General features: G+C 48.5%; 20 protein-coding genes and 1 pseudogene. 10 read left to right on the top strand and 11 right to left on the bottom strand.

What is annotated here, in order from left to right; translation table 11 throughout:
• Nucleotides 1-126 precede the first annotated feature (126 nt).
• From glyA to GJV52_RS11775, 8 genes are all read left to right on the top strand, one after another.
• Nucleotides 127-1377 carry a serine hydroxymethyltransferase gene (glyA, locus tag GJV52_RS11810; RefSeq protein WP_100564139.1) on the top strand — a complete coding sequence of 417 codons (1251 nt, stop codon included), beginning with the start codon at nucleotides 127-129 and terminating at the stop codon, nucleotides 1375-1377.
• Between the two features lie 335 nt (nucleotides 1378-1712).
• The gene (locus tag GJV52_RS11805; protein ID WP_100564137.1) at nucleotides 1713-3512 is read left to right on the top strand and encodes an assimilatory sulfite reductase (NADPH) flavoprotein subunit; all 1800 of its coding nucleotides are present in this window, start codon (nucleotides 1713-1715) and stop codon (nucleotides 3510-3512) included.
• Between the two features lie 471 nt (nucleotides 3513-3983).
• On the top strand, nucleotides 3984-4490 hold the full coding sequence (locus tag GJV52_RS11800; RefSeq protein ID WP_095501786.1) for a hypothetical protein: 507 nt from the start codon (nucleotides 3984-3986) through the stop codon (nucleotides 4488-4490).
• Nucleotides 4491-4612: 122 nt separating this feature from the next.
• On the top strand, nucleotides 4613-5194 hold the full coding sequence (locus tag GJV52_RS11795; RefSeq protein ID WP_095501791.1) for a hypothetical protein: 582 nt from the start codon (nucleotides 4613-4615) through the stop codon (nucleotides 5192-5194).
• Nucleotides 5195-5385: 191 nt separating this feature from the next.
• Nucleotides 5386-6336 (top strand): thioredoxin-disulfide reductase, encoded by a 951-nt coding sequence (gene trxB, locus GJV52_RS11790; RefSeq protein ID WP_095501787.1) that lies wholly within the window; start codon nucleotides 5386-5388, stop codon nucleotides 6334-6336.
• A gap of 241 nt (nucleotides 6337-6577) precedes the next feature.
• Nucleotides 6578-8602, top strand: coding sequence for a site-specific recombinase (locus GJV52_RS11785; protein WP_095501788.1), 2025 nt, complete (start codon nucleotides 6578-6580; stop codon nucleotides 8600-8602).
• 215 nt (nucleotides 8603-8817) lie between these two features.
• Complete coding sequence (locus tag GJV52_RS11780) at nucleotides 8818-9462, top strand: 2OG-Fe dioxygenase family protein (RefSeq protein WP_095501789.1); 645 nt, start codon at nucleotides 8818-8820, stop codon at nucleotides 9460-9462.
• A gap of 77 nt (nucleotides 9463-9539) precedes the next feature.
• The gene (locus tag GJV52_RS11775; protein ID WP_100564135.1) at nucleotides 9540-10793 is read left to right on the top strand and encodes a cysteine desulfurase-like protein; all 1254 of its coding nucleotides are present in this window, start codon (nucleotides 9540-9542) and stop codon (nucleotides 10791-10793) included.
• Between the two features lie 54 nt (nucleotides 10794-10847).
• Here the strand turns inward: GJV52_RS11775 and GJV52_RS11770 are convergent, their stop codons facing one another.
• The 10 genes from GJV52_RS11770 to GJV52_RS11740 form a co-directional block, all read right to left on the bottom strand.
• On the bottom strand, nucleotides 10848-11399 hold the full coding sequence (locus tag GJV52_RS11770; RefSeq protein ID WP_095502750.1) for a hypothetical protein: 552 nt from the start codon (nucleotides 11397-11399) through the stop codon (nucleotides 10848-10850).
• Between the two features lie 168 nt (nucleotides 11400-11567).
• Complete coding sequence (locus tag GJV52_RS11765) at nucleotides 11568-13484, bottom strand: ATP-binding cassette domain-containing protein (RefSeq protein ID WP_095502745.1); 1917 nt, start codon at nucleotides 13482-13484, stop codon at nucleotides 11568-11570.
• A 111-nt stretch (nucleotides 13485-13595) separates the two neighbouring features.
• Nucleotides 13596-13994 (bottom strand): MFS transporter, encoded by a 399-nt coding sequence (locus GJV52_RS13470; protein ID WP_304528864.1) that lies wholly within the window; start codon nucleotides 13992-13994, stop codon nucleotides 13596-13598.
• Nucleotides 13925-14314, bottom strand: coding sequence for an MFS transporter (locus GJV52_RS13465; RefSeq protein WP_304528863.1), 390 nt, complete (start codon nucleotides 14312-14314; stop codon nucleotides 13925-13927). The genes GJV52_RS13470 and GJV52_RS13465 overlap by 70 nt, the downstream gene beginning before the upstream one ends.
• Before the next feature lie 97 nt (nucleotides 14315-14411).
• Nucleotides 14412-15884 (bottom strand): xylulokinase, encoded by a 1473-nt coding sequence (xylB, locus tag GJV52_RS11755; RefSeq protein ID WP_095502746.1) that lies wholly within the window; start codon nucleotides 15882-15884, stop codon nucleotides 14412-14414.
• Nucleotides 15885-15962: 78 nt separating this feature from the next.
• On the bottom strand, nucleotides 15963-16241 hold the full coding sequence (locus GJV52_RS13405; protein WP_229437050.1) for a hypothetical protein: 279 nt from the start codon (nucleotides 16239-16241) through the stop codon (nucleotides 15963-15965).
• On the bottom strand, nucleotides 16238-16561 hold the full coding sequence (locus tag GJV52_RS13400; protein ID WP_198511410.1) for a mannitol dehydrogenase family protein: 324 nt from the start codon (nucleotides 16559-16561) through the stop codon (nucleotides 16238-16240). Before GJV52_RS13400 ends, GJV52_RS13405 begins: the two co-directional genes overlap by 4 nt.
• Nucleotides 16461-17333, bottom strand: a complete 873-nt coding sequence (locus GJV52_RS13550; RefSeq protein ID WP_198511409.1) for a mannitol dehydrogenase family protein — start codon at nucleotides 17331-17333, stop codon at nucleotides 16461-16463. The genes GJV52_RS13400 and GJV52_RS13550 overlap by 101 nt, the downstream gene beginning before the upstream one ends.
• Nucleotides 17334-17921: 588 nt before the next feature.
• The gene (locus GJV52_RS11745) at nucleotides 17922-19832 is read right to left on the bottom strand and encodes an alpha-amylase family protein (RefSeq protein ID WP_095502747.1); all 1911 of its coding nucleotides are present in this window, start codon (nucleotides 19830-19832) and stop codon (nucleotides 17922-17924) included.
• Nucleotides 19833-20170: 338 nt separating this feature from the next.
• Complete coding sequence (locus GJV52_RS11740) at nucleotides 20171-20518, bottom strand: arsenate reductase (RefSeq protein WP_095502748.1); 348 nt, start codon at nucleotides 20516-20518, stop codon at nucleotides 20171-20173.
• Nucleotides 20519-20650: 132 nt separating this feature from the next.
• Between GJV52_RS11740 and GJV52_RS11735 the strand changes: the two genes are divergently transcribed.
• Both GJV52_RS11735 and GJV52_RS11730 read left to right on the top strand, forming a co-directional pair.
• Entirely contained in the window at nucleotides 20651-21301 is a 651-nt protein-coding gene (locus GJV52_RS11735) for a hypothetical protein (RefSeq protein ID WP_095502749.1), read from the top strand.
• A 91-nt stretch (nucleotides 21302-21392) separates the two neighbouring features.
• Nucleotides 21393-22070 (top strand): annotated as a pseudogene (locus GJV52_RS11730) (IS1595-like element ISNme3 family transposase).
• Between the two features lie 58 nt (nucleotides 22071-22128).
• Here GJV52_RS11730 and trmB read toward each other — a convergent pair.
• Nucleotides 22129-22845 carry a tRNA (guanosine(46)-N7)-methyltransferase TrmB gene (gene trmB, locus GJV52_RS11725; protein ID WP_100563732.1) on the bottom strand — a complete coding sequence of 239 codons (717 nt, stop codon included), beginning with the start codon at nucleotides 22843-22845 and terminating at the stop codon, nucleotides 22129-22131.
• Nucleotides 22846-22859 lie beyond the last annotated feature (14 nt).

Here is a 22859-nt window from a genome sequence, read left to right as displayed (position 1 = left end):
CAATAATATTTCGCTATGACTGCCTAAAATTGTTGACAATTCCAGCCAATTTGGTACATTACTCAGCTTATTTATCTGCAACATCATTTCCCCTTTCACAACCATTCCACCACAAAGGATAAGCCCATGTTTTCAAAAAGCGTAACCCTCGCACAATACGACTCAGAATTAGCCGCCGCCATGGATTTGGAAGTGCAGCGCCAACAAGACCACGTTGAGCTGATTGCCTCTGAAAACTACGTCAGCTGCGCCGTTATGGAAGCCCAAGGCTCACAATTGACCAATAAATATGCCGAAGGTTACCCAAGCAAACGTTACTATGGCGGTTGCGAACACGTTGACGTGGCCGAGCAATTGGCCATCGACCGCGTGAAAGAATTGTTTGGCGCGGCTTATGCCAACGTGCAGCCACACTCTGGTTCACAAGCCAACCAAGCGGTTTACGCTTCTGTATTGCAACCGGGCGACACCATTTTGGGCATGAGCTTGGCACACGGCGGTCACTTGACCCACGGTGCCAGTGTGAACATTTCCGGCAAATTATACAATGCCGTAACTTACGGTTTGGATGAAAACGAAGTATTGGATTATACTGAAGTTGAACGCTTGGCTTTGGAACACAAACCAAAAATGATCGTGGCCGGCGCGTCTGCCTACGCTTTGGAAATCGACTGGGCAAAATTCCGCGAAATCGCCGATAAAGCGGGCGCGTATCTGTTTGTCGATATGGCGCACTATGCCGGTTTGGTGGCCGGTGGCGAATACCCGAATCCGGTGCCTTTTGCCGATTTCGTCACCACCACCACCCACAAAACCTTGCGCGGCCCACGCGGCGGTGTGATTTTGTGCCGTAACGAAGACCACGCCAAAGCCTTGAATTCAGCCATCTTCCCAAGCCTGCAAGGTGGCCCTCTGATGCACGTTATCGCTGCCAAAGCCGTGGCATTCAAAGAAGCGCTGCAACCTGAATTCAAACAATACGCCAAACAAGTCAAAGTCAACGCTGCGGCGATGGCAGAAGAATTGGTGAAACGCGGTTTGCGCATCGTTTCCGGCCGCACTGAAAGCCACGTTTTCTTGGTTGACCTGCAACCGATGAAAATCACCGGTAAAGCTGCCGAAGCCGCTTTGGGCAATGCGCACATCACCGTCAACAAAAACGCTATCCCGAACGACCCTGAAAAACCATTCGTGACTTCAGGTATCCGCATCGGTTCTGCTGCGATGACTACCCGTGGTTTCCAAGAAGCCGATGCCCGTGTGCTGGCAAACTTGGTTGCCGATGTTTTGGAAAATCCGGAAGACGAAGCGAACTTGGCCAAAGTGCGCGAACAAGTGACCGAATTATGCAATAAATATCCAGTTTATGGTGCGTAATCTTGTCAGACGGCTCACTATTTTTCAGGCCGTCTGAAACCAGTTTGTTGTATTAAAAAAGCCGTCTGAGTGCATTTCAGACGGCTTTTTCTTATTTTGTTCAAATAATGAATATCTTACTGATTCAGACGACCTTATGGTACATGCCGTCTGAAAACTTATAACGAAAACGCATTAAATTAAAACCAACCATTCTTTCCTTTTTTCAGACGGCCTGTATAAAGTAACGCTACCTTCAAATGCCTGCCGTTGCAGACATACGCAGCAAAAAATCAAAATGTGGCGGCCGTTGCCGACAATATTCAGCAACGCACCGCCTCGACAAAGGAACCGTCATGAGTCAAGCCAATCCGTTACCTGCCGAAATTTCGGCGCAATTATCTGCCCTGTCGCCAACCCAACTGGCTTGGCTGTCGGGCTATTGCTGGGCGCAAAGCCAAGGCGCAGCAAGCGGCACTGGTGTGGCACCGGCTGCATTTGCCGCCGAAGCCGCTGCCCCTACTGTCGCCCGCCGTGTTACCGTATTATCTGCTTCGCAAACCGGCAATGCCCGCCGCGTGGCCGAATCCCTGCATCAGAAACTCGAAGCCGCCGGCGTGAGTGCGCGCTTGGTTGGCGCGGCCGACTTCAAGAGCAAAACCTTACCTGAAGAAGACATTTTACTGCTGGTAACGTCTACCCAAGGCGAAGGCGAACCGCCGGAAGAAGCAGTGCCGTTGTATAAATTCGTGTTCGGCAAAAAATCACCTGATTTGAGCAAACTGACCTTTGCCGTATTGGGTTTGGGCGATTCTTCTTACCCTAATTTCTGCCAAGCCGGTAAAGATTTCGACAGCAAATTCGCCGGATTGGGCGGCAGCCGTTTGACTGATTTGGGCGTGTGTGATTTGGATTTCCAAGCCGCTGCCGATGCGTGGGTGGATGCGCTGGTGCCGAAAGTGGCCGAACTCTTTACTCAAGCCTCTGCCGCACCTGCGGAAAATGCAGCCACCGCTTCGGTGGCTGCAAGTGGCGGCGCGGTTTACACAAAAGAACAGCCTTACACCGCCACTTTATCCGTGCGCCAAAAAATTACCGCACGCACTTCCGAAAAAGACGTTGAACACGTCGAAATCGATTTGAGCGGCTCCGGCATTCAATATCAAGCCGGTGACGCGTTGGGCATTTGGCCGTTGAACGCGCCCGATACCGTGCAAAAAATCCTGAATCTTGCCCAATTAAGTGGCTCGGAAACGGTCAAACTCGCCGATGGCAAAGAAACCGACCTTCAGACGGCCTTAACCGAGTTTGCCGACATTACGCAAAATACCCCGGCTTTCTTGCAGCATTATGCCGAATTGACCGACCACGCCGAGTTGCGTGAAATCGTGTCCGACAGCGACAAACTCGATGCCTATCTGGCGATTACGCCGCCTGTGGGGGTGTTGGCGACTTACCCGAAAGCTTTGGACGCGCAAACCCTGTTCGGCCTGTTCCGTCCACAAACCCCACGCCTGTATTCCATCGCTTCGGCGCAGGATGAAGTCGGCGAAGAAGTCCATCTCACCGTCGGTGTGGTGCGTTTCGACCATCACGACCAAACCTACACCGGCGTAGCTTCGGGCTTTATCGGCGAGCGTTTGGAAGAAGGCGGTGAAGTAAAAGTGTTCGTTGAGCCCAACCCACATTTCCGCCTACCTGCCAACGGCGACACACCTATTATCATGATTGGCGCAGGCACCGGTGTGGCCCCGTTCCGCTCGTTTATGCAGCAACGCGAAGCCAACAGTGACGGCGGCAAAAACTGGCTCTTCTTCGGCAACCAACGTTTTTCCGATGATTTCCTGTATCAAATCGAATGGCAGCAATTCCGCAAAAACGGCTTGCTGACCCGCGCCGATTTGGCTTGGAGCCGCCAAGGCAAAGATAAAGTGTATGTGCAGCACAAAATCACGGAAAACGCCGCCGAAGTGTGGGCATGGCTGCAAGAAGGCGCGCATGTGTATGTGTGCGGTGATGCAACCCGCATGGCACGCGATGTCGAAGAAGCTTTGTTGAACGTGATTGCCGAACAAGGCGGATTGAGCCGCGATGATGCGGAAGACTACCTCAACGATTTGCGTGAAGACAAACGCTACCAACGCGATGTGTATTGATTAACTATCTCGATTTTCCTCCACCTTGAAGTAGCTTATGCCGTCTGAAAGATTTCAGACGGCCTTTTTTTTCAGACGGCCTTTACATGTTTGGCGGTAAAAATCCAGTATAATGCCACTTAAACACAGTAATAAGGTAAAATAAATTGGAAGGATTACAACAACTTATACAAATGTTAATCGCATTTGTGAATTGGATATTGAAATTACTCGACTTTTTGTTTTAAACTTAAGCCCAATCATTCATTTATTAAAGCAAATTTTCCATCATGCAAACGCAAATTCGCTCAGTTTCTTATTTCTATTGGTACCACACCGACGTGCGGTACTTTTTTGCGCTTGTCTGAAGCATAGAGAAATAAGCAAACGCGAAACATGCCGCCACGTAAATCGGGCGGCACTTTTGTTTTCAAGCTTTAACGGTTGCCGCCCAAAAAATCAAAAACACCCAAACTTTTTAAGGAGCAACCCATGAAACACGCCACCACCACCTTCACCCAAACCAACCCATTACACCGCTGCCGCATGATTGTCGATGGCAATATCCACCGCAGCGATTTGTGCGACGGCACATTGCCCGATGCTTCGGAAAACCTGATTAGCGAAGCCATGCTGCCGAGTATCCGCACCATCGCCACCTTAATCGCCGCCGAGCGCCATCAGTTCAACCAAGCCAGCCCGGCCGTGTTCACCGAAGAAGCCGATTTCTTTGCCGCCCGCATTTTGGTTTTGGGCGTGCGCCGCTTTCATCTCGACATCACCTTAATCCCGATGCTCAAAACCGCCAACCAACGCGCCCAAGCCTTCGCGTTCAAACATAATTTGCCGTTTACGCCGGCCGATATGCAAATGGCGCTGCACCCCAACCGTCCGGCCAATCTGCTCATCATCGAAACCGAACACGAAATGGAAAGCCAAGGCAATTTAATCGCCAACACTTTAGCCTTTGCCGCCAAATTGCCACGTTTGCCTTTGTAAAAAAACCGCAACCCGACTTGATAAATATTGAATTTCCCCTATATTACGACTCATAATCTGTTTGACGGATTTTGCCGAGTCAATCGGCTTAGACACAACACCATCTTATTATGGAAGCCAAAATGAAAAAAATCATTGCCTTAGCCGTATTATCGACTTTCGCGTTAGCTGCCTGCAAAGACGATACTCAAGCAAAATTGGAACAACAGCAAAAACAAATCGAAGCGCTGCAACAACAATTAAGCCAACAAAATAACCAAGCCACCGCACAAGAAGACAACACTGTTTATCAATTGGCAGAAGATGCCGTTAAAGACACCATTCCTGCCGAAGCCTTGGCCAACAACGGCAACGGCGAGCCTGTTACCGGCACCGACGGCCAACAATATATTTACGACCAATCTACCGGCAGCTGGTTGCTGCAAAGCTTGATTGGTGCCGCTGCCGGTGCGTTTATCGGTAACGCTTTAGCCAACAAATTCACTAAGGCCAATAATCAAAACAGCCCGGTTGCCCAACGCGCGCGCAACAGCTATTACCAAAGTGCCCGTCCGAACGCACGCACCAGCCAGCAACTGAACACCCGTTCTGTTCCGGCGCAAAACCGTGCCGCCACCACACCGAACTACCGCCAAACTCAGGCTGCGCCGTCTAACACCCGTCGTGCTGCCCCAGCTCGCCGTGGTTTTGGCCGCCGCCGTTAATTGAATACAGGCAGGCCGTCTGAAACTTTTCTTTCAGACGGCCTTATTCATTTCTAAAATATATCAAAATAAAAAATCTGATTAATTGAATATATTTTATTGCTATAAAGATAGTAAAAACCATTTATTCCAAAGCACACGCCTTTTCAGTACAATAAGCCATCTGAAATGCCAACCATAAAGGAAACAGCATGAGCAACCATCACAAACTGATTATTTTGGGTTCGGGCCCTGCCGGTTACACCGCCGCCGTTTACGCCGCGCGCGCCAATCTGAATCCGGTGATTATTACCGGTGTCGAGCAAGGCGGCCAATTGATGACCACCACCGAAGTGGACAACTGGCCGGCGGATGCTGAAGGCGTACAAGGCCCTGAATTGATGGCGCGTTTCCAAGCCCACGCCGAACGCTTCGGCACAGAAATGATTTTTGACCAAATCCACACAGTTGATTTGCAAAACCGCCCGTTCACGCTCAAAGGCGACATGGGCGAATACACTTGCAATGCGCTGATTGTCGCTACCGGTGCTTCGGCCAAATACTTGGGCTTGCCGAGCGAAGAAACCTTCGCCGGTAAAGGCGTATCTGCTTGCGCCACTTGCGACGGTTTCTTCTACCGTGAGCAAGATGTGGCCGTGGTCGGCGGAGGCAATACTGCCGTTGAAGAAGCGCTTTACTTGGCCAACATTGCCAAAACCGTTACCCTGATCCACCGCCGCGATACTTTCCGCGCCGAGAAAATCATGGTCGATAAACTGATGAAACGCGTTGAAGAAGGCAAAATCATTCTGAAGCTGAATGCCAACTTAGACGAAGTATTGGGCGATGATATGGGCGTGACCGGCGCACGTTTGAAACACAACGACGGAAGCACTGAAAACATCGATGTTAAAGGCGTATTCATCGCCATCGGCCACAAGCCGAACACTGATATTTTCAAAGGCCAATTGGATATGGATGCCACCGGCTACCTGCAAACCAAAGGCGGCACGGCAGACAATGTCGGTGCGACCAACATCGAAGGCGTGTGGGCAGCAGGCGACGTCAAAGACCACACCTACCGCCAAGCCATCACCAGCGCGGCTTCAGGCTGCCAAGCGGCTTTGGATGCAGAACGTTGGTTAGACAGCCAAAATCTCTAAAGCACCATTCACTGAGGCCGTCTGAACGTTTCAGACGGCCTTTTCTGATGTATTCAAATATAAAATGTTTAGCTTGTGCTTTTGTTGCACCTGACACATGAGCAAAGCAAAATCAGGTTATAATTGACGCCACGCGTGTGTCTATTCATATTAAACCTAGCCATACATAAAAAAATCAACGGCTTGTGCTATCTATCTCAAGCAACATCATCAAGCCCATATTTTTTATGGAAAACACCCAATGAAAAAACTCACTACCCAAAACCTGCACACACAGCTCAGCGAAGCGCTTGAAAGTAAAGAATTTGTGTTGATTCTCAACGCCATCATCGAATTTTTGCGCAGCGGCGGTAGAAGACAAGCATCACAGCGTTTTGATTTAATCATTGCCACGCTGAAAGACAATCCGGATTTGGCGCGCAAATTCAGCCAACGCTTTTATATTTGGCTGGAAAAGGTACACGTTTATCCGGCGCTGATTAAGCTCGGCCTTTTTTCGCGCGACAGTTTTATCCGCGAAATCAGCAGCCGTATTTATGAACGCTTCAGCCCGTCTTTCAAAGATTTCAGTAATTTATTGGAAGTTTTTCTCTATCTTTTCCATACCCAAAACGACGAAAAATGGCTACAAACCCTCAATCTGCGCCAATGGCTGGCCTTATACGAGCTGATTGAAGAACATGCCGATCCGACCTTGCTGCAAATTGTGCAACGCAAGCTGACCGATTCATTGCTGCGCTCAATGGAAATGCTTTCGCTTTGGATTGCTTCCGAAGCCATCGAGCCGGAATTGGTGCGCATTGCACCGCGCCTGCTGCATTCCGATTCGCCTTTTGTCGGCTTGCAACGTGAAATGGCCAAGCTGATTGAGCATTACCGCCTTGAAACCACGCCTTACGATACCGCGCATTTGGAAGTGATGTTCGACCAATGCGTGACACAAGTGGAATATCTCGCCCGTCGTGGCACCGGTGCAGGCTCCGGCTCATCAGTCAAAGTGGCGCACTTATTAGAGCGCCTGCAGCAGACCATAGGCCGTCTGAAACTCTTAACCGACATTCAGACCCAGCCGCAGCAGCGCACACGTTTGACTGTTGTGTTGATGAATTACCTGATTAATGCCGCTGTCGGCCAATACAGCACGCGCGAATTACGCCGCAGCAGTATCCGTATGTTGGCACGCAGCATTACCGAGAATACCAGTAACCACGGCGAACATTACATCACGCGTGACCGCAAAGAATACATGAGCATGCTCTATTCGGCAGCCGGTGGCGGTGTGATTATCGCGCTGATGGCGCTGAATAAAATCCATATTGGCACGCTGGGCTACAGCGAATTTTTCACCTCTGTTTTATCCGGCCTGAATTACGGCATAGGCTTTATGATTATTCATATGCTGCATTTCACCGTCGCCACCAAACAGCCTGCCATGACCGCCGCGCGCTTTGCCGAGAAAGTCGATTTAAACGAACGCGGCCGTGCGGTTGACAATAAATTGGCCAAGCTGTTGATTGACGTATGCCGCTCGCAAAGTGTGGCTGTATTTGGCAATGTGGTGGTGGCGATTTTGTTGGCGGGTATGATTTCGGCAGCTTTTATCAGCAGCAACCAACAGCCTTTATTGAGCGAACAAAGTGTGGCGTATCAATTGAAATCGATTGATATCTTTACCCAGCCAACATTGTGGTATGCCGCGATTGCTGGCGTTTGGCTGTTTTGCTCGGGGATTATCGCCGGCTTTTTTGACAACCGCTCCGACTATCTCGACTTGCGCAACCGCCTAACCGTGAATCCGCTTTTACGCAAAATCATGCCTGCTACCTTGCGCAAGCACTTTGCCGAATACATGCACAACCATTACGGCTCGCTGATGGGCAATTTCATTTTCGGTATGCTGCTGGGCATGACAGGATTCTTCGGCCATCTCTTCAACCTGCCGCTCGACATCCGCCATGTGGCCTTCTCTTCAGCCAACTTGGGTTATGCGGCAGTAAGCGGCGATATTGGTGCAGCTGCCTTTATCTACGGCATGATTGGTGTGTTGGCCATCGGCACGGTGAACCTGATTGTCAGCTTTGTTTTGGCTTTATATGTTGCCCTACGCTCTCGCGGCACTGAAATCGGCAGCATGTCGAACTTAATCAAAAACGTGTGGACGCAAGTCAAAACCAATCCGCTGCAATTGGTGTATCCGGTGCACATACCAAATAACGGCAATGGTAACGGTAACGGAAAAGACAACAGCGATTCTAAATCACACTAAACCCTTAAAATTTAAAAGCAATTATTCGCAGGATTCTTCAACGTAAGAATCCTGCTTTTTTTGTGTTCAGACGGCCTATTTTGCCAAAGTCATAAATGACTACATTCAATTACAAAATGATTGCGTAATCAAAAAAGCAACGATAATATGCCGATTAGCCATTGCCACAAGCATCAGGCCACATTCCAAAGAACAAAATTCAGGAGAAAATCAGCATGGATCAATTTGTTTACCGCATGGGCAATTTAACGCCTGAAGCCGCCCAACAACTCGGCCAATCCTTCCACACACTCAAACCAAGCCAATACAAAGATGGTGCCTACCGCCTGCGCCGCTATTCCAAATTCGACTATCAGCGCAGCAGCGGCAACATCGAATTACAAGCTGGTGCGCAGTTTGTGCAAAGCTCGGATTTAAACCGCTTTCAAGGCGACATCGCCCGCACTTACGACGACTTAACCGATGAAACCATCCGCAGCGATGGCTTTGCCCATATGATGGCATCGTTTGCCGATTATGCCGATTTGCCGGAAAACGTCGAAATCGAAGTGCATCAAATGCGCATCATTGCCAAATCGGCTGCCGAAGCTGCCGTGGCCACGCCCGAAGGTGTGCATCAAGATGGCTTCGACCGCATCGGCGTGTTCACCGTTGCCCGCCACAATGCCGATGGCGGCGAGCTTTATCTATGGCAAAACCAAAACGATAACGAAACCTTAGCCGCCTGCACACCGCAAGCGGGCGACTTTTGCGTGTTAAATGACAAAGCCATTTGGCACAGTGCTTCGCCCGTTACTGCTATTGAAGAAGATCAAGCCGGCTACTGGGATTTGTTTGTCTTAACCGCCAACCGAACCTAAACACACCATTACAATAAAAAGGCCGTCTGAAAGCACCCCTGCCTTTCAGACGGCCTAATCGACCAAAGAGAACGAATATGAACTACCCTATTGATACCATCAGAAGCCATTTTCCCGCCCTGTCTCAAGCCGATGACAAAGGCCAGATGCCGCTGCTGCTCGACGGCCCCGGCGGCAGCCAAGTACCGACACAAGTATTGCTCGCCATCACCGATTATCTTGGCCGCTACAACAGCAATCTGGGCGGCTACGCCGAGGCCGGTTTGAAAACCCAAGCGGTAAATCAAGCTGCTCGCACCGCAGCCGCCGATTGGCTGGGCTGCAATGCCGATGAAATTGTGTTCGGCTTAAACTCTACCAGCTTGATGTTCAACATCAGCCGCGCGGTAGCGCAAACTTGGCAGGCCGGAGATAATATCATCGTCAGCAGCCTAGACCATTTTTCCCACGTTTCATCATGGCAGCGCGCCGCCGAAGATCGCGGCGTAGAAGTCCGCACCCTGCCGCTCACGGCAGATGGCACCGATTTGGATGCCGACAAACTGGCCAATTTGATTGATGACAAAACCCGCTTGCTGGCATTTTCACTCGCATCCAATGTGCTGGGCACCATTCCCGATGCCGCCAAACTGATTCAAATGGCCAAACAAAAAGGCGTATGGGTCAGCGTGGACGGCGTGCATGCGGCGGTGCATCGTTTGCCCGATGTGAAAGCCCTAGATTGCGATTTTTTCTTTGCTTCTGCCTACAAACTCGGCGGCCCGCACTTAGGCATGATGTACGCCAAAAAAGCGCATTTAACCGATTTGAAACCATACAAAGTTGAGCCCGCCGCCGAAATCGCGCCCAACCGTTGGGAGCAAGGCACGCAGTCATTTGAAGCGCAAGCCGGTTTTGTGGCCATGATTGATTACTGGGCAAACTTAGGCGGCAAAGTTTCAGACGGCCGCCGCGAAGCCTTAGCCGAAAGCTACCGCCGAGTCGAAGCCTATGAACAAAGCATCAGCGCGCGCGTGTTGGCGCATATCGCCCAACGCCCCTATATCCGCCTTTATGGCAAAAACAGCGAAAACGACCGCACGCCGACCTTTGCTTTCAATTTAGTCAAAGACGGCCAACTCTGCGATGCCGCCGCGGTCAGCCGCTGGTTGGGCGAAAAAAATATTGCACTTGGTGCAGGCAATTTCTATGCGCTGAATGTGGTACGCCATTTGGATTTGGTCGAACACGGCTTCTTGCGTATCGGTTGCCTGCATTACACCCACACCGATGAAATTGACCGCTTTTTTGCGCTGCTAGACGATTATGCGCGAGAGATTGGCGCTTTATAATACAAAAGGCCGTCTGAAAAAATATTTTTCAGACGGCCTTTGTTTATATCGTCGTTACATACGCCCCAATTCGCGTTGCAGGGCTTGAATGTTTTGCTGGCGGTCGAGTACCGAACCTTCCAGATTTTTGATTTGCTGGCGGTCGATGGTGCCGCCCTTCACGGCGCGTGCTTGTGCCAAAGATTTTTGCGCTTCAGACAAGGCTTTGCGCTCGTTGCTCAATTCGGTTTCCAAAATGGCGCGGCGGCTGTTGCTGGCTGCAGGTTTAGGCGCAGGTGCGGCAACAGATGGCGTGGTCGGGCGAATCGGTGCCGTCGGCGCTTTGGCTTTGGCACTCACTGTTTTATTTGAACTGCGCTTGGTGTGAGTAGCCGCTTTAGACGCTTTGGGCTGTGGTGCAGGTGCGGCCACCACTTCAGGCGCATCGTAGCGCGCGCTGCTGTATCGGCCAATCGGTGGCAAATCAGGCGCATGGCAGCCACCCGACGGGCGCGATGTATAGACGACTGTGCCATTGATTTCGCAGGTATAGATCTTGCTGGCTTCTGCTGCAACGCTAGAAACCGCGATGATGGCGGCAAATGTGTTTAAAGCAAAGTATTTCATGTTCATTCTGATACACCATGCCTGCTTTTCAGACGGCATGATGATAATAGTAAAGTGAGTGGGATAATGTGTATTTGGCCGCTTACGCAATCATTTCAACGATTTCTTTAAAATCATAATCTTGCCATGATTTTTCAGACGGCCTTTTTATTATTAAAATAGAAAGATTCAAGCAAACTCGGCATCAATTTGAGTCAAAATCTCTTCCAACTCTTCCTGCCACAGCAGCCAATTTTCTTCCAATTCGTTTAATTTTACTTTAGTTTCAGCCAATTGCGTGAGTGTTTCCTGCAATTTGGCTTTGTTTTCATCGGAATACGCGGCTTCTTGTGCCAAAAATGCTTCACAGGCCGTCTGAATCTCGGTCAGCTTGGCGATTTCTTTTTCGGCTTTGTCGATTTTCTGCTGAACCGGTTTGCCGCGCTTGGCTTTTTCCTGACGGATTTGCGCTTCGATGCGCTTGGTGTCTTTGCGGTTTTGCGATTGTGCGGATGCGGCCGGTGCGGCAGCAGCATTTTCCTGCGCCAAACGCCATTGGCGGTAATCGTTCAAATCGCCGTCAAACGGATTCAGACGGCCTTTGTCGATTAATAAGAAACCGTCAGTCGTGGCTTCCAGCAAGCTGCGGTCGTGCGACACCACAATCAATGCACCTTGGAAACTCTGCAAAGCCAGGGTCAAGGCGTGGCGCATGTCCAAATCCAAATGGTTGGTCGGCTCGTCAAGCAACAGCAGATTCGGCTTTTGCCACACAATCATCGCCAAAGCCAAACGCGCTTTCTCACCGCCGGAAAACGGTTCGATTTTCTGCAAAGCCATGTCGCCGACAAAGTTGAAACCGCCCAAAAAATTGCGGATTTCTTGCTCGCGCACTTCCGGTGAAAGCTGCTGAATATGCCAAACCGGGCTTTGGTCGTCGCGCAAGGTATCGAGCTGATGCTGCGCAAAATAGCCGATATTGAGTTTTTCCGAGCGCACAATCTGGCCGGAAAGCAAATCCAACTCGCCTGCCAATGCCTTGATAAACGTTGATTTACCGCTGCCGTTAACGCCCAGCAAACCATAGCGTGCGCCGCTTTCCAGCGACAAACTCAAATCGTGCAGCACCACATTGTCGCCATAGCTCAAATCCGCTTTATCCAGTTTCAACAATGGATTAGGTAAATGCGCCGGGCTTTCAAATTCAAACGAAAATTCACTGTCTAAATGTGCGGGAGCGATGCGCTCCAATTTTGCCAAAGCTTTCATGCGGCTTTGCGCCTGTGTGGCTTTGGTGGCCTTGGCTTTGAAGCGGTCGATAAACGACTGCAAATGCTTGATTTGCGTTTGCTGCTTCACATACGCGGCTTGCTGCTGCGCCAAACGCTGCGCGCGCTCGTTTTGGTAGAAATCGTAATTGCCGCCGTATTGGGTTAATTTTTGATTGGATAATTCAATCGTTTGCGTGGTAGTCGCGTTGAGAAAATCGCGGTCATGCGAAATGATGATTTGCGTGCAGGCCAAATTGGCCAAATGGTTTTCCAGCCATAACACGGTTTCCAAATCCAAGTGGTTGGTCGGTTCGTCAAGCAGCAGCAAATCAGCACGGCGCATCAAGGCTTGCGCCAAATTCAGGCGCATACGCCAACCGCCGGAAAACGCTTTCACCGGCTTGGTGTGTTCTTCTTGAGAAAAGCCCAAACCGCTCAATAATTTGGCCGCGCGTGCCGGTGCGGTGTAGGCATCGATTTCGTCTAACTTGGCATGATACTCCGCCTGCTTCATGCCGTCGTTTTGCGCTTCGGCTTGGCTTAAGGCCGTCTGAAACATTTGTAATTCCGTATCACCCTGCAACACATAATCCAGCGCCGAAGTTTCCAACGCCGGTGTCTCCTGCGCCACGGCAGCCAGCTTCCAAGTAGGCGGAATCAGAATATCGCCGCCATCCTGACTGATTTCGCCCTTAATTAACGCAAACAAGCTCGATTTACCCGTGCCGTTTTTACCAATCAAACCCACGCGCTGATTGGGGTTGATGGTGACGCTGGCTTTATCCAGCAACACTTTCAAGCCGCGTTGTAAGGTCAGGTTCTTTAATTCAATCATGGGAAACTCTATATCAAGATGGCTAAGCGTAAAGGCGGTATTTTACCTGAAATCGATACAAAAAGGCCGTCTGAAAAACAAGTTTTCAGACGGCCTGATCGGGTTTACAAATTAAGCATTTGTTTCTTTTCGTCCGTAAATATCGAAGCCCGGTTGCTTCACACGCAACAAGAAGGTAACGAAGAAAGCAAAAATATACAAAGCAGTACAAGCATAAACCACGCCGATAAAGCTAAACATTGGCAACACTAAAGTCGCAATCGCAGGAGCCACAAAGTTAGACAAACCGGCTGACAAGTTATACACCGAAATGGCCGCGCCTTGGTGTTTTGGTTCTAAAGTAGTGAATACCGCCGTCATTGGCACAAACGCCGCCACAAACCAACCCAGCAAAATCGCTGGAATCCACGCCATCATAAATTCGGAAGTGGATGCGCCTTCTACGCCTGCCGGTGCAACTTTGTTGTACCACTGAGGCAAATAGTAAAACACCAGTGACGATACCGCCATACCAATACAGCCAAACCAAAAATCAAAAACAACACGTGAAACACACACCACATGATAAAACCGATAATCATGGTTTTACGTGGCGTAATAATCTCGGCCAACACGCCGGAAATCCAAGCCAACAGCGCGGCAGCGAAACCATAAACCGCAAAAGCGGAAGAAGATTGCGCTTCGGTAAAGCCTAAATCGGTAATGTATTTCGACAAAAATGCCAACTCAAAACCGTCTCCGGTCATAAACAGGGCAATGGCAAGATAGCCCCATACCAAATTCAAGGGCATGCCCAGCCATTGTTTGTTTTCTGTTTCTAATTTATTCATCATCATCCTTTGATTTGAGATTCAATAAATGCCGTCTGAAAGCGAACAGACGGCATTCATCATTTGTTTATCATTGATAAAAATACTTTCAAAACTTTCAGACGGCCTCGGCTTGTCTAAAAGCTTTGTCTTGTTGGTACAAAGCACGGAAACGCGCATACCGCTCGGCCAAATAATCCGCATTAGCGGCTTCTGGTTCAAACACTTGTGCAATTTCAGGCTTGGTACAAACCTCTTTTTCATCGGCACCGACAGCTAAAGCCGCCAAACGTGCCGCACCCAATGCGCCGCCGGTTTCGCCACCTTTATGCGTCACAATCGGCAGTTGCAGCGTATCGGCCAGCAGTTTTACCCAGAGCGAGCTGCGTGCGCCGCCACCCAATAACGAACATTGTGCAATGTGCGTGCCACTTTCCTGTAATACACGCACACCGTCGGCAATGCCAAAGCCCACACCTTCAATCACGGCATAGCCCATTACTGCGCGGTCGCTGCTGTGGCGGATACCATGGAAAATACCGCTGGCAAACGGGTCGTTGTGCGGTGTACGTTCGCCTGAAAGATACGGCAGAAAAATTGGCGCATTGGCTTTTTGTTCCGCGCTCAAACTGGCGATTTCAACCAGCAAATCAGCCTCGCTCACGCCAATCAGTTTGCAATACCAGCTCAAGCAGGCTGCCGCACTCAACATCACACTCATTTGATGCCAACGATTAGGCAAAGCGTGGCAGAAGCAATGCACCGCATCTTTAGGCGCAGGACGATAGGCTTCATTCACCACAAACACCACGCCAGAAGTGCCCAGCGAAATAAACGCATCGCCCGGATTGACCGCACCGACACCGACCGCGCTGGCGGCATTGTCGCCACCACCGCCCGCCACAACAACTTCAGCGCTCAAGCTCCATTTTTCAGCAATTCCCGGCAAGAGCGTGCCGCTGTTGTCACTGCCTTCAATCAAGGCAGGCATGTGTTCGCGGGTCAAACCTGTGGCGGCCAATACTTCATCCGACCAATCGCGCTTGGCCACATCCAGCCACAACATACCGGCTGCATCCGACATTTCGGATACTTTTTTACCAGTCATCAAAAAGCGGATGTAGTCTTTCGGCAGCAATACCGAGGCCGTCTGAACAAAAATTTCCGGCTCGTGTTTTTTCACCCACAATAATTTCGGTGCGGTAAAACCGGGCATGGCCAAGTTGCCGGTGATGTCGTGCAAATCAGGAACAGCAGCTTCCAATTCGGTGCATTCTTCTGCACTGCGGGTGTCGTTCCACAAAATTACCGGACGCAACACTTGATTGTCTTTGCCCAGTAACACCGCGCCGTGCATCTGGCCGGATAAACCGATGGCCTTGACCGAATACCAAGCCTCACCGGCTTTTTCACGCATTTTCGCCATCAAGTCGTTGGTGACCTGCCACCATTCTGCCGCCGACTGCTCCGACCATTGTGGATGCGGGCGTTGAATGGAAAGCGGCAAGCCGTGTGTACACACGATATTGGCGTGTTCATCCAGCAATAAAGCTTTGATTTCGGATGTGCCGTAATCTAAACCGAGATACATAATGATTTCCTTCAAGCAATAAAAGGCCGTCTGAAAGACATCTTTCAAAGCTTTTTCTTTTCAGACGGCCTATTCGGTTTATTTCACAAATTCGCGTGCTTTGGCGACTTGTTCGCGCAACAAGGCTTCAAAATCGGCATTGGCAGACAATTCGCCGAACAAGGCTTTGTCAGTGGCGAAAACATGAATCGGATCATCAGATTCAAACATCGCATGCACCGCGGCTTCATCCAAAATACCGTCTTGATAGGCATAAGGCAGCTTACCTTGGTGCCATTGCTCCATAAAGACGAAGAAAATCGCCGGGATCAATGCGGTTGCCGCCGGACGCGCGCCTTGTTTGTAGCGCTCAATCAAGGTCGGCTGGATTTGCGCCGGAATTTTGAGAAGCCGTCGGCCGCCACGCGTTGGTTGGTGTCTTTGATGTGCGGATTGGTGAAACGCTCCAGCACCACGTCGCGGTATTTGCCCAAATCAATCAAATCGTTGCCCAAGCTGGCAATCACGTCTTCGGTGACATAGTCGTAGGCTACTTGGCGCACTTTGTCGTTTAAAGTGCTGTCGTGGATAAACAATTCACCTTGTAAAGTACCCGCCCATGCAATCGCTGCATGCGGCACGTTCAATACGCGGATTTTGGCTTCTTCGTAAGGAATCACCGACTCCACTAATTCCACGCCAACTTTTTCCAAAGCAGGACGGATATTGTCTTTGAAGTTGTCTTCGATGACCCATTGAATAAAGGTTTCGCCCATAACCGGGCGCCCTGTCGTCGATGCCGGTTTTTTCTTTGATACGCGCAGACAAATCTTCGGCAGGATGCGGCACAATGCGGTCAACCATGGTATTCGGCGTAGTAGCGTTTTGCGCTAGCCAATCGATCAAGTCGTTTTGCTTGGTCAATTGTAGAAACTCCACCAAACCGTCATGGAAGCGCTCGCCATTATGGCGCACGTTGTCGCAGCACAATAAAGTCACGCGGCCGTCTGAAAGTTTCATACGCTTACGCAGAATTTTGGCAATCACGCCATAGATGGTTTCATGACCGCCCTGCAAATCCGCCTGTAAAGCCACATCATTTTGTACCAGCTTGAATTTGCTGTCGAGATAATAGCCCGCTTCGGTAACGGTAAAGGCAATAACTTTAGTGTTTTCCGCCGCGCCCACGGCAATCAGCGACGCCAAATCGGCTGCCCAACGAATCGGCTGCTTGATGGATTTAATCACTTCATATTCACGCTCATCATGCGGGCTGACGGTTTCCAAGACATATTCGCCGTTTTGAGCCAACATTGCTTCCACAGTGTGTTCGCTGTCGTTGCGGATATTACCTGCCGCAATCGACCAACTGTCGTCGCCAGATTTAATCAATTCATTGATATACCATGCTTGATGCGCACGATGAAATGATCCAAGGCCGATGTGTAACCATGTATATTGTTGACTCATTGCAAACTCCTTAAAAAATTGCATTATCTGTGAAGCTGGTTTAACATAATTTAACGAATTTCGTCTTATATGTATGTAACTTACCGAAACTCAGATTCTGCTTTTACTTGAACTTAATTTCAGGTCAAGAATTTATTTTATTACAGAGCCTTCAATAAATTGTTAATATTATTTAGTCGTAAATTATTTAAATTCATAATGTTATATAAAACTACATGTGATAAAAGGTTAAGATTGATGATAAACTCGCTTAAATCAATTTTATATCTATCACCCTGTAAAGGTTAAATTATTTAAACTTACTACTACATGCCACTAGATTACTGATTTATGTCGGCTACATTTTTTGAAACATAATTTCACTGAAGTAATTCACATTTATGTCCTATTCAACAGTATTTTGAGTAATTTATATAAAAAACGTAAAGTTGATATTATTTTTTTAGGGGTCTTATCTCCTAAAAAGAGCTTCGTTTTCCCTTTAATAAAAGCATATCCCTTAAAAATTATCATTTTGAAACCAAAAAAGGCCGTCTGAAAAACAAGTTTTCAGACGGCCTCTAAATCGCTTTAATCAAATGCGAAACATTATGCGATTTCCAACCACATCACTTGATACGGACGCAATTCCACATCTTGATTCAATTTCACGGTTTCGCCGCTGATTAAATCTTTAGCTTGGAACGGCATCGCCTGCAATGCGTGTGCAGTAATGGTTTGCGGGAATTCGCTGAAGTTGGCAAAGGCCAAAAGCGCATTGTTGCGGATGTAGCCAATCACATGTTTATTGTGGGTGTAGAACGTGACCAAACGTCCACCATCAAAACGCGGATTATTTTGACGAATCTCAATCATGTGGCGCAAACCTTGGTAAATTTGGCCTGCCGTGGTCGATTCATCGTGACGCTGGTTGTACAACTCTTCGTTGTAACGCGGACGGTGCGCCCAACGGCTGTCGTCGCGTTTGTTTTCATCATGCGACCAATCGGTATCGTTTAAGGTACCGACTTCATCGCCCAGATAAATCAACGGCAAGCCGCCGGTGCTCATCACGATGCTGTAGAGCAGTTTCAAACGGTCAACGGCAAACGGATCGTTTTGCGCCAAACCCACCAAAGCCGCCGCCGTACCGCTCACGCGGCAATCGCCTGTGGTCGGATTGTATTGGAATGGTTCACCGCGGGCAAAGCTGCCATCGTAATGATTGACAAAGAAGCGGTTGAGAAATTGGCGGTGATCGTAGCCGTGAATGCCGAATTGGCCGGCATCTTCGTCGGCAAATGTCCAACCGATGTCGTCATGACTGCGTACATAGTTCACCCACGCAGTGTGTTCCGGCAAGTTGTGACGGTAAGTCAGCGCATGGTGCAACAGGTTCACTTCACGCGTGGCTAAGGTATTCCACAACAAGGCCATCTGCAATGGGTTGTAGCCGATTTGGCATTCGTTTTGGCCGATGTATTGCACCACTTCATCAGGGTGAACAATGGCTTCGGATTTGAAGAATACACCGGGTGCGGCAATGCGCATCACAGCATTAAACGCGCGAATCAAAGCATGGGCTTGCGGCAGGCTTTCGCAAGTAGTGCCCATTTGTTTCCAAATAAAGGCCACCGCGTCCATGCGCAGAATGTCCACGCCCAAATTGGCCAAGAACATCATCTCACCGGCCATGGCATTGAATACCCATGGATTGCTGTAGTTCAAATCCCATTGGAAGGAATTGAAGGTTGTCCATACCCAGCGGCCATCTTCCAATTGCGAGAAACCACCCGGATGCTGGTCAGGGAAGATTTCGCGCAAGGTGCGGTCGTATTGGTCGGGCATCCAGCGGTCGGGGAAAATATAGTAGAAATTGTCATACAACGGATTACCGGCCGCGCACTCTATTGCCCAATGATGCTCGTTTGACGTGTGGTTGAAAATAAAATCCACCACCGTCGAAATACCGGCTTCGTGCAAAGCCGCAATCACGTCGCGCAAATCGTCAATCGTACCCAAAGCAGGATTGACATCGCGGTAGCTGCTCACAGCATAGCCGCCATCGCTCTTACCCTCAGGACATTTAAACAGCGACATCAGGTGCAGATAAGTCAGTCCCAATTCTTTGAAATAAGGGATTTTTGCTTTCAAACCCTGCAAATCACCGGCAAACAAATCCACATAGCACACACCGCCGACTTGTTTATTCGACAAAATCCAATCCGGATCGGCTTCACGAGCGGCATCGGTTTGCTTCAGCGATTTGGCACGTTGCGAATAGCTTTGCCATGATTGGGCAAATAATTGCTCCAACATCGGCAAAACGGCTTCGTTATTGCCGTAAACATTATCCAACTCATACATTAAGCTCGGAAAATGCGTTTGCAAACGCTCGCTGAATTTTTGCCAATCTTCCGAACGCTCAATACTTGCGCGCTGCTCGGGCGTATAAATCGTCAATACACGCTCTTTTAAGTGCTGAAGGGTCAAATCGACCTGCTGGGTTTGAGTCAACATAATGCCTGCTCCGATTAAGGTAAAATATCAAACAGCCTGACTTAACAGGAAATTTTTTTTAAAATTCTTTTACATCGCCAAACATCATACTGCAACTCATAGCCCATGCCTAGTGGCTGCCGATAGCTTTTCATTACAATATTGACAATCGTTTCAGACGGCCATTTGCCTATTATGCGGATTTGATGAGATAACCATACTTATCCAATTGATTTAATGAGAACAAAATTTAAATCACGATTTAATTTTATCCATCATACGCTTTAAATAAATGGCCCTATTCAATAGCGAAATCGTGCATATCGTTTGACTCAAATCAAAGGCCGTCTGAAACTTAATCAGCCAAAAATCTGCTGATAATGCTCGGCCGAAAAGCCAACATAAAATTGGCCGTCTTTATCCAATACTGGGCGTTTAATCACGCTTGGATTGTCAACCATAATGCGGACAGCACCTTCCTGCTCGGCGGCTTGTGCCTGCGTTTGCTCATCTAATTTACGCCATGTTGTGCCGCGTTTGTTCAACAAGTTTTCTAAGGGGATTTGTGACAACCATGCCGTGATCAATTCAGGTGTCGGCGGTGATTTTTTGAAATCGACAAACTCGGCTTCTACACCGTTATCCGCCAGCCATACGCGGGCTTTTTTAACTGTGTCGCAATTCGGAATACCATATAATTTAATCATGTTCAGCCTTTCATTGATTTTTGCCCTGCCATTCTACCGAGAGCTTGTACAGTTTGCCACAAAATACGGTAGAATAAACAACAATGGCTTTGGCCGATATTCCGACACACGACATCATTACGGAGCGACCCGATGAAAAAAACCGTCACGCTTTCTTTAATTGCCGCTGCTGTGCTTATGGCCGGCTGTTCAGACGAAAAACCGAGCAATTCTTTATTTGAAAAAACCATCAATCAATATGCCAAAAATCAAGGTATTTGCCTGCCTTTGGTTTTGAATGTGCAAAATCCGCGCGGCAACGACAGCTTCACGCAAGTGCCGATTGGTACGCCTGAAATCAAGTTGGCGGAAAAAGACCGTAAAGGCAACGACATCAACAAAACTGCATTGAAGCAATTGAGTATTCTGGAAAAAGAAGATTTCTACGAAAAATCTAAAGAAACCATGCCGGTTGCTGCCAATAGCGATGAAACTGTCAAAGTATTGGTTTATAAGCTGACTGAAAAAGGCGAAAAACAAACCCGCGCCAAAGAAAAAATGCCGCATTTCTGCATCGGCCATCAAGAAGTCAATAAAATCAATTGGTACACCGAGCCTAGCCCATCCAACGGCATGACTGTTTCGCGTGTTTCTTACGAAGCAAAATTTGTGCCGGAAAAATGGATCGGTAATTTATTGAAAGCCGGTGGCAATGCCAAATTGCCATTGGATGAAGTGCGTGTGCAGACAGCCACATTGGTTAAAACCAGCGATGGTTGGAAAGACTCACGCGAATTACGTTGATTTGGTGAGTTTTATCAATATAAAAAGGCCGTCTGAAAATATTTAGGGGCTTAGGAAGCAAAATCATCAAAAAACCTGATAAGCTCCTAATATGAAACTAAAAAATAAGTATCAAAAGTTCAGCAAAATTTCAGAGCAAAAGTTTAGAGAAATAATCCGCTGTTTCGCTCTTGATTTGACCGCTTCCGATACTGCTAAAATGACCGGCATTAGTGTACGCAGTATCAATCCTATTTTCCTGAAAATCAGACACAGGATTGCTGCTCTGTGCGAACAAAGCTCACCACTGTCCGGTGTGGTCGAATTAGATGAATCTTACTTTGGTGCGCGACGTATCAGGGGTAAGCGCGGTCGCGGAGCGTCAGGTAAAACCATCGTATTTGGCATACTGAAACGCAATGGCGTGGTCTATACGGAAATCGTTCCCGACGCTTCGAAAGCCTCACTAATCAAGGTCATACGCGGTCACATATCTGCTGACAGTGAAATCAATACTGACGGCTGGAAAGCATATGACGGTCTTGTCGATATGGGCTATGAGAAGCATTACCGTATCCATCATGGTTCCAATGAGTTTGCTCGAGGAAAGTAACATATCAATGGTATTGAATCTTTTTGGAGTTATGCTAAGGGGCGTTTGGCTAAATTTCATGGTATTTCCAAAGAGATGTTTTATCTGCATCTCAAAGAAACGGAGTTTAGGTTTAACCACCGGCATGAAGATTTAGGTAAAATATTAATGAAGATGCTTCGAAATAACCCAATTTAATATTTTTGCTTCCTAAGCCCCATATTTATTTCAGACGGCCTTTTTATCTTTTTATATTTTATTTAATGCGCTTGAACACCAAATCCCAAACACCATGCCCTAAGCGTTTGCCGCGGGCTTCAAATTTGGTTTCCGGGCGGTAATCCGGTGTCGGCGCGTAATCTTCAGCCGTGTTTTGCAGGCTGTCGAAACCGCTTAATACTTCCAGCATTTGCACAGCATATTCTTCCCAGTCGGTCGCCATGTGGATGTAGCCGCCGATAGCTAATTTAGGCAATAGTTTTTCAACAAAATGTGTTTGCACCAAACGGCGTTTGTGGTGGCGTTTTTTGTGCCACGGGTCAGGGAAAAAGATGTGAATACCTGATAATGCGCCATCAGCCAGCATATTTTCAACCACTTCCACAGCATCATGGCGCATCACGCGAATGTTGCCGACTTGCTCTTCTTCAATCAGTTTCAAAATATTGCCGACACCAGGACCATGTACGTCAATTGCTAGAAAATCCGTTTCCGGCAAACGCTTGGCAATCTCGACCGTAGCCGTACCCATGCCGAAGCCGATTTCCAAAACTTTAGGATTGTCGCGGCCGAAATGTTGGTTTAAATCAATAATGGCATCTTGATAGTCGACACCGAATTGCGGCCACATGGTATCGATGGCGCGCTGTTGCGCTGCAGTCATATGACCTTGACGCAAAACAAAGCTGCGGATAGAACGCAAATGCTCGGCAGGCACTTGGTTTTCTTCGTGATTTTGAGTGGAATCTGTCATGCTGGTTAAATCTT

Origin of the sequence: Neisseria brasiliensis (genome assembly GCF_009671065.1) — a bacterium.
Classification (GTDB): domain Bacteria; phylum Pseudomonadota; class Gammaproteobacteria; order Burkholderiales; family Neisseriaceae; genus Neisseria; species Neisseria brasiliensis.
The sequence above is the reverse complement of the archived record's forward strand: the minus strand, read 5'-3'. Positions and strand labels throughout refer to the sequence as shown.

Coding starts and splice junctions, on each gene's coding strand:
- glyA (WP_100564139.1), top strand. CDS start 127: ATGTTTTCAAAAAGCGTAACCCTCGCACAATACGACTCAGAATTAGCC.
- GJV52_RS11805 (WP_100564137.1), top strand. CDS start 1,713: ATGAGTCAAGCCAATCCGTTACCTGCCGAAATTTCGGCGCAATTATCT.
- GJV52_RS11800 (WP_095501786.1), top strand. CDS start 3,984: ATGAAACACGCCACCACCACCTTCACCCAAACCAACCCATTACACCGC.
- GJV52_RS11795 (WP_095501791.1), top strand. CDS start 4,613: ATGAAAAAAATCATTGCCTTAGCCGTATTATCGACTTTCGCGTTAGCT.
- trxB (WP_095501787.1), top strand. CDS start 5,386: ATGAGCAACCATCACAAACTGATTATTTTGGGTTCGGGCCCTGCCGGT.
- GJV52_RS11785 (WP_095501788.1), top strand. CDS start 6,578: ATGAAAAAACTCACTACCCAAAACCTGCACACACAGCTCAGCGAAGCG.
- GJV52_RS11780 (WP_095501789.1), top strand. CDS start 8,818: ATGGATCAATTTGTTTACCGCATGGGCAATTTAACGCCTGAAGCCGCC.
- GJV52_RS11775 (WP_100564135.1), top strand. CDS start 9,540: ATGAACTACCCTATTGATACCATCAGAAGCCATTTTCCCGCCCTGTCT.
- GJV52_RS11770 (WP_095502750.1), bottom strand. CDS start 11,399: ATGAAATACTTTGCTTTAAACACATTTGCCGCCATCATCGCGGTTTCT.
- GJV52_RS11765 (WP_095502745.1), bottom strand. CDS start 13,484: ATGATTGAATTAAAGAACCTGACCTTACAACGCGGCTTGAAAGTGTTG.
- GJV52_RS13470 (WP_304528864.1), bottom strand. CDS start 13,994: ATGGCGGTATCGTCACTGGTGTTTTACTATTTGCCTCAGTGGTACAAC.
- GJV52_RS13465 (WP_304528863.1), bottom strand. CDS start 14,314: ATGAATAAATTAGAAACAGAAAACAAACAATGGCTGGGCATGCCCTTG.
- xylB (WP_095502746.1), bottom strand. CDS start 15,884: ATGTATCTCGGTTTAGATTACGGCACATCCGAAATCAAAGCTTTATTG.
- GJV52_RS13550 (WP_198511409.1), bottom strand. CDS start 17,333: ATGAGTCAACAATATACATGGTTACACATCGGCCTTGGATCATTTCAT.
- GJV52_RS11745 (WP_095502747.1), bottom strand. CDS start 19,832: ATGTTGACTCAAACCCAGCAGGTCGATTTGACCCTTCAGCACTTAAAA.
- GJV52_RS11740 (WP_095502748.1), bottom strand. CDS start 20,518: ATGATTAAATTATATGGTATTCCGAATTGCGACACAGTTAAAAAAGCC.
- GJV52_RS11735 (WP_095502749.1), top strand. CDS start 20,651: ATGAAAAAAACCGTCACGCTTTCTTTAATTGCCGCTGCTGTGCTTATG.
- trmB (WP_100563732.1), bottom strand. CDS start 22,845: ATGACAGATTCCACTCAAAATCACGAAGAAAACCAAGTGCCTGCCGAG.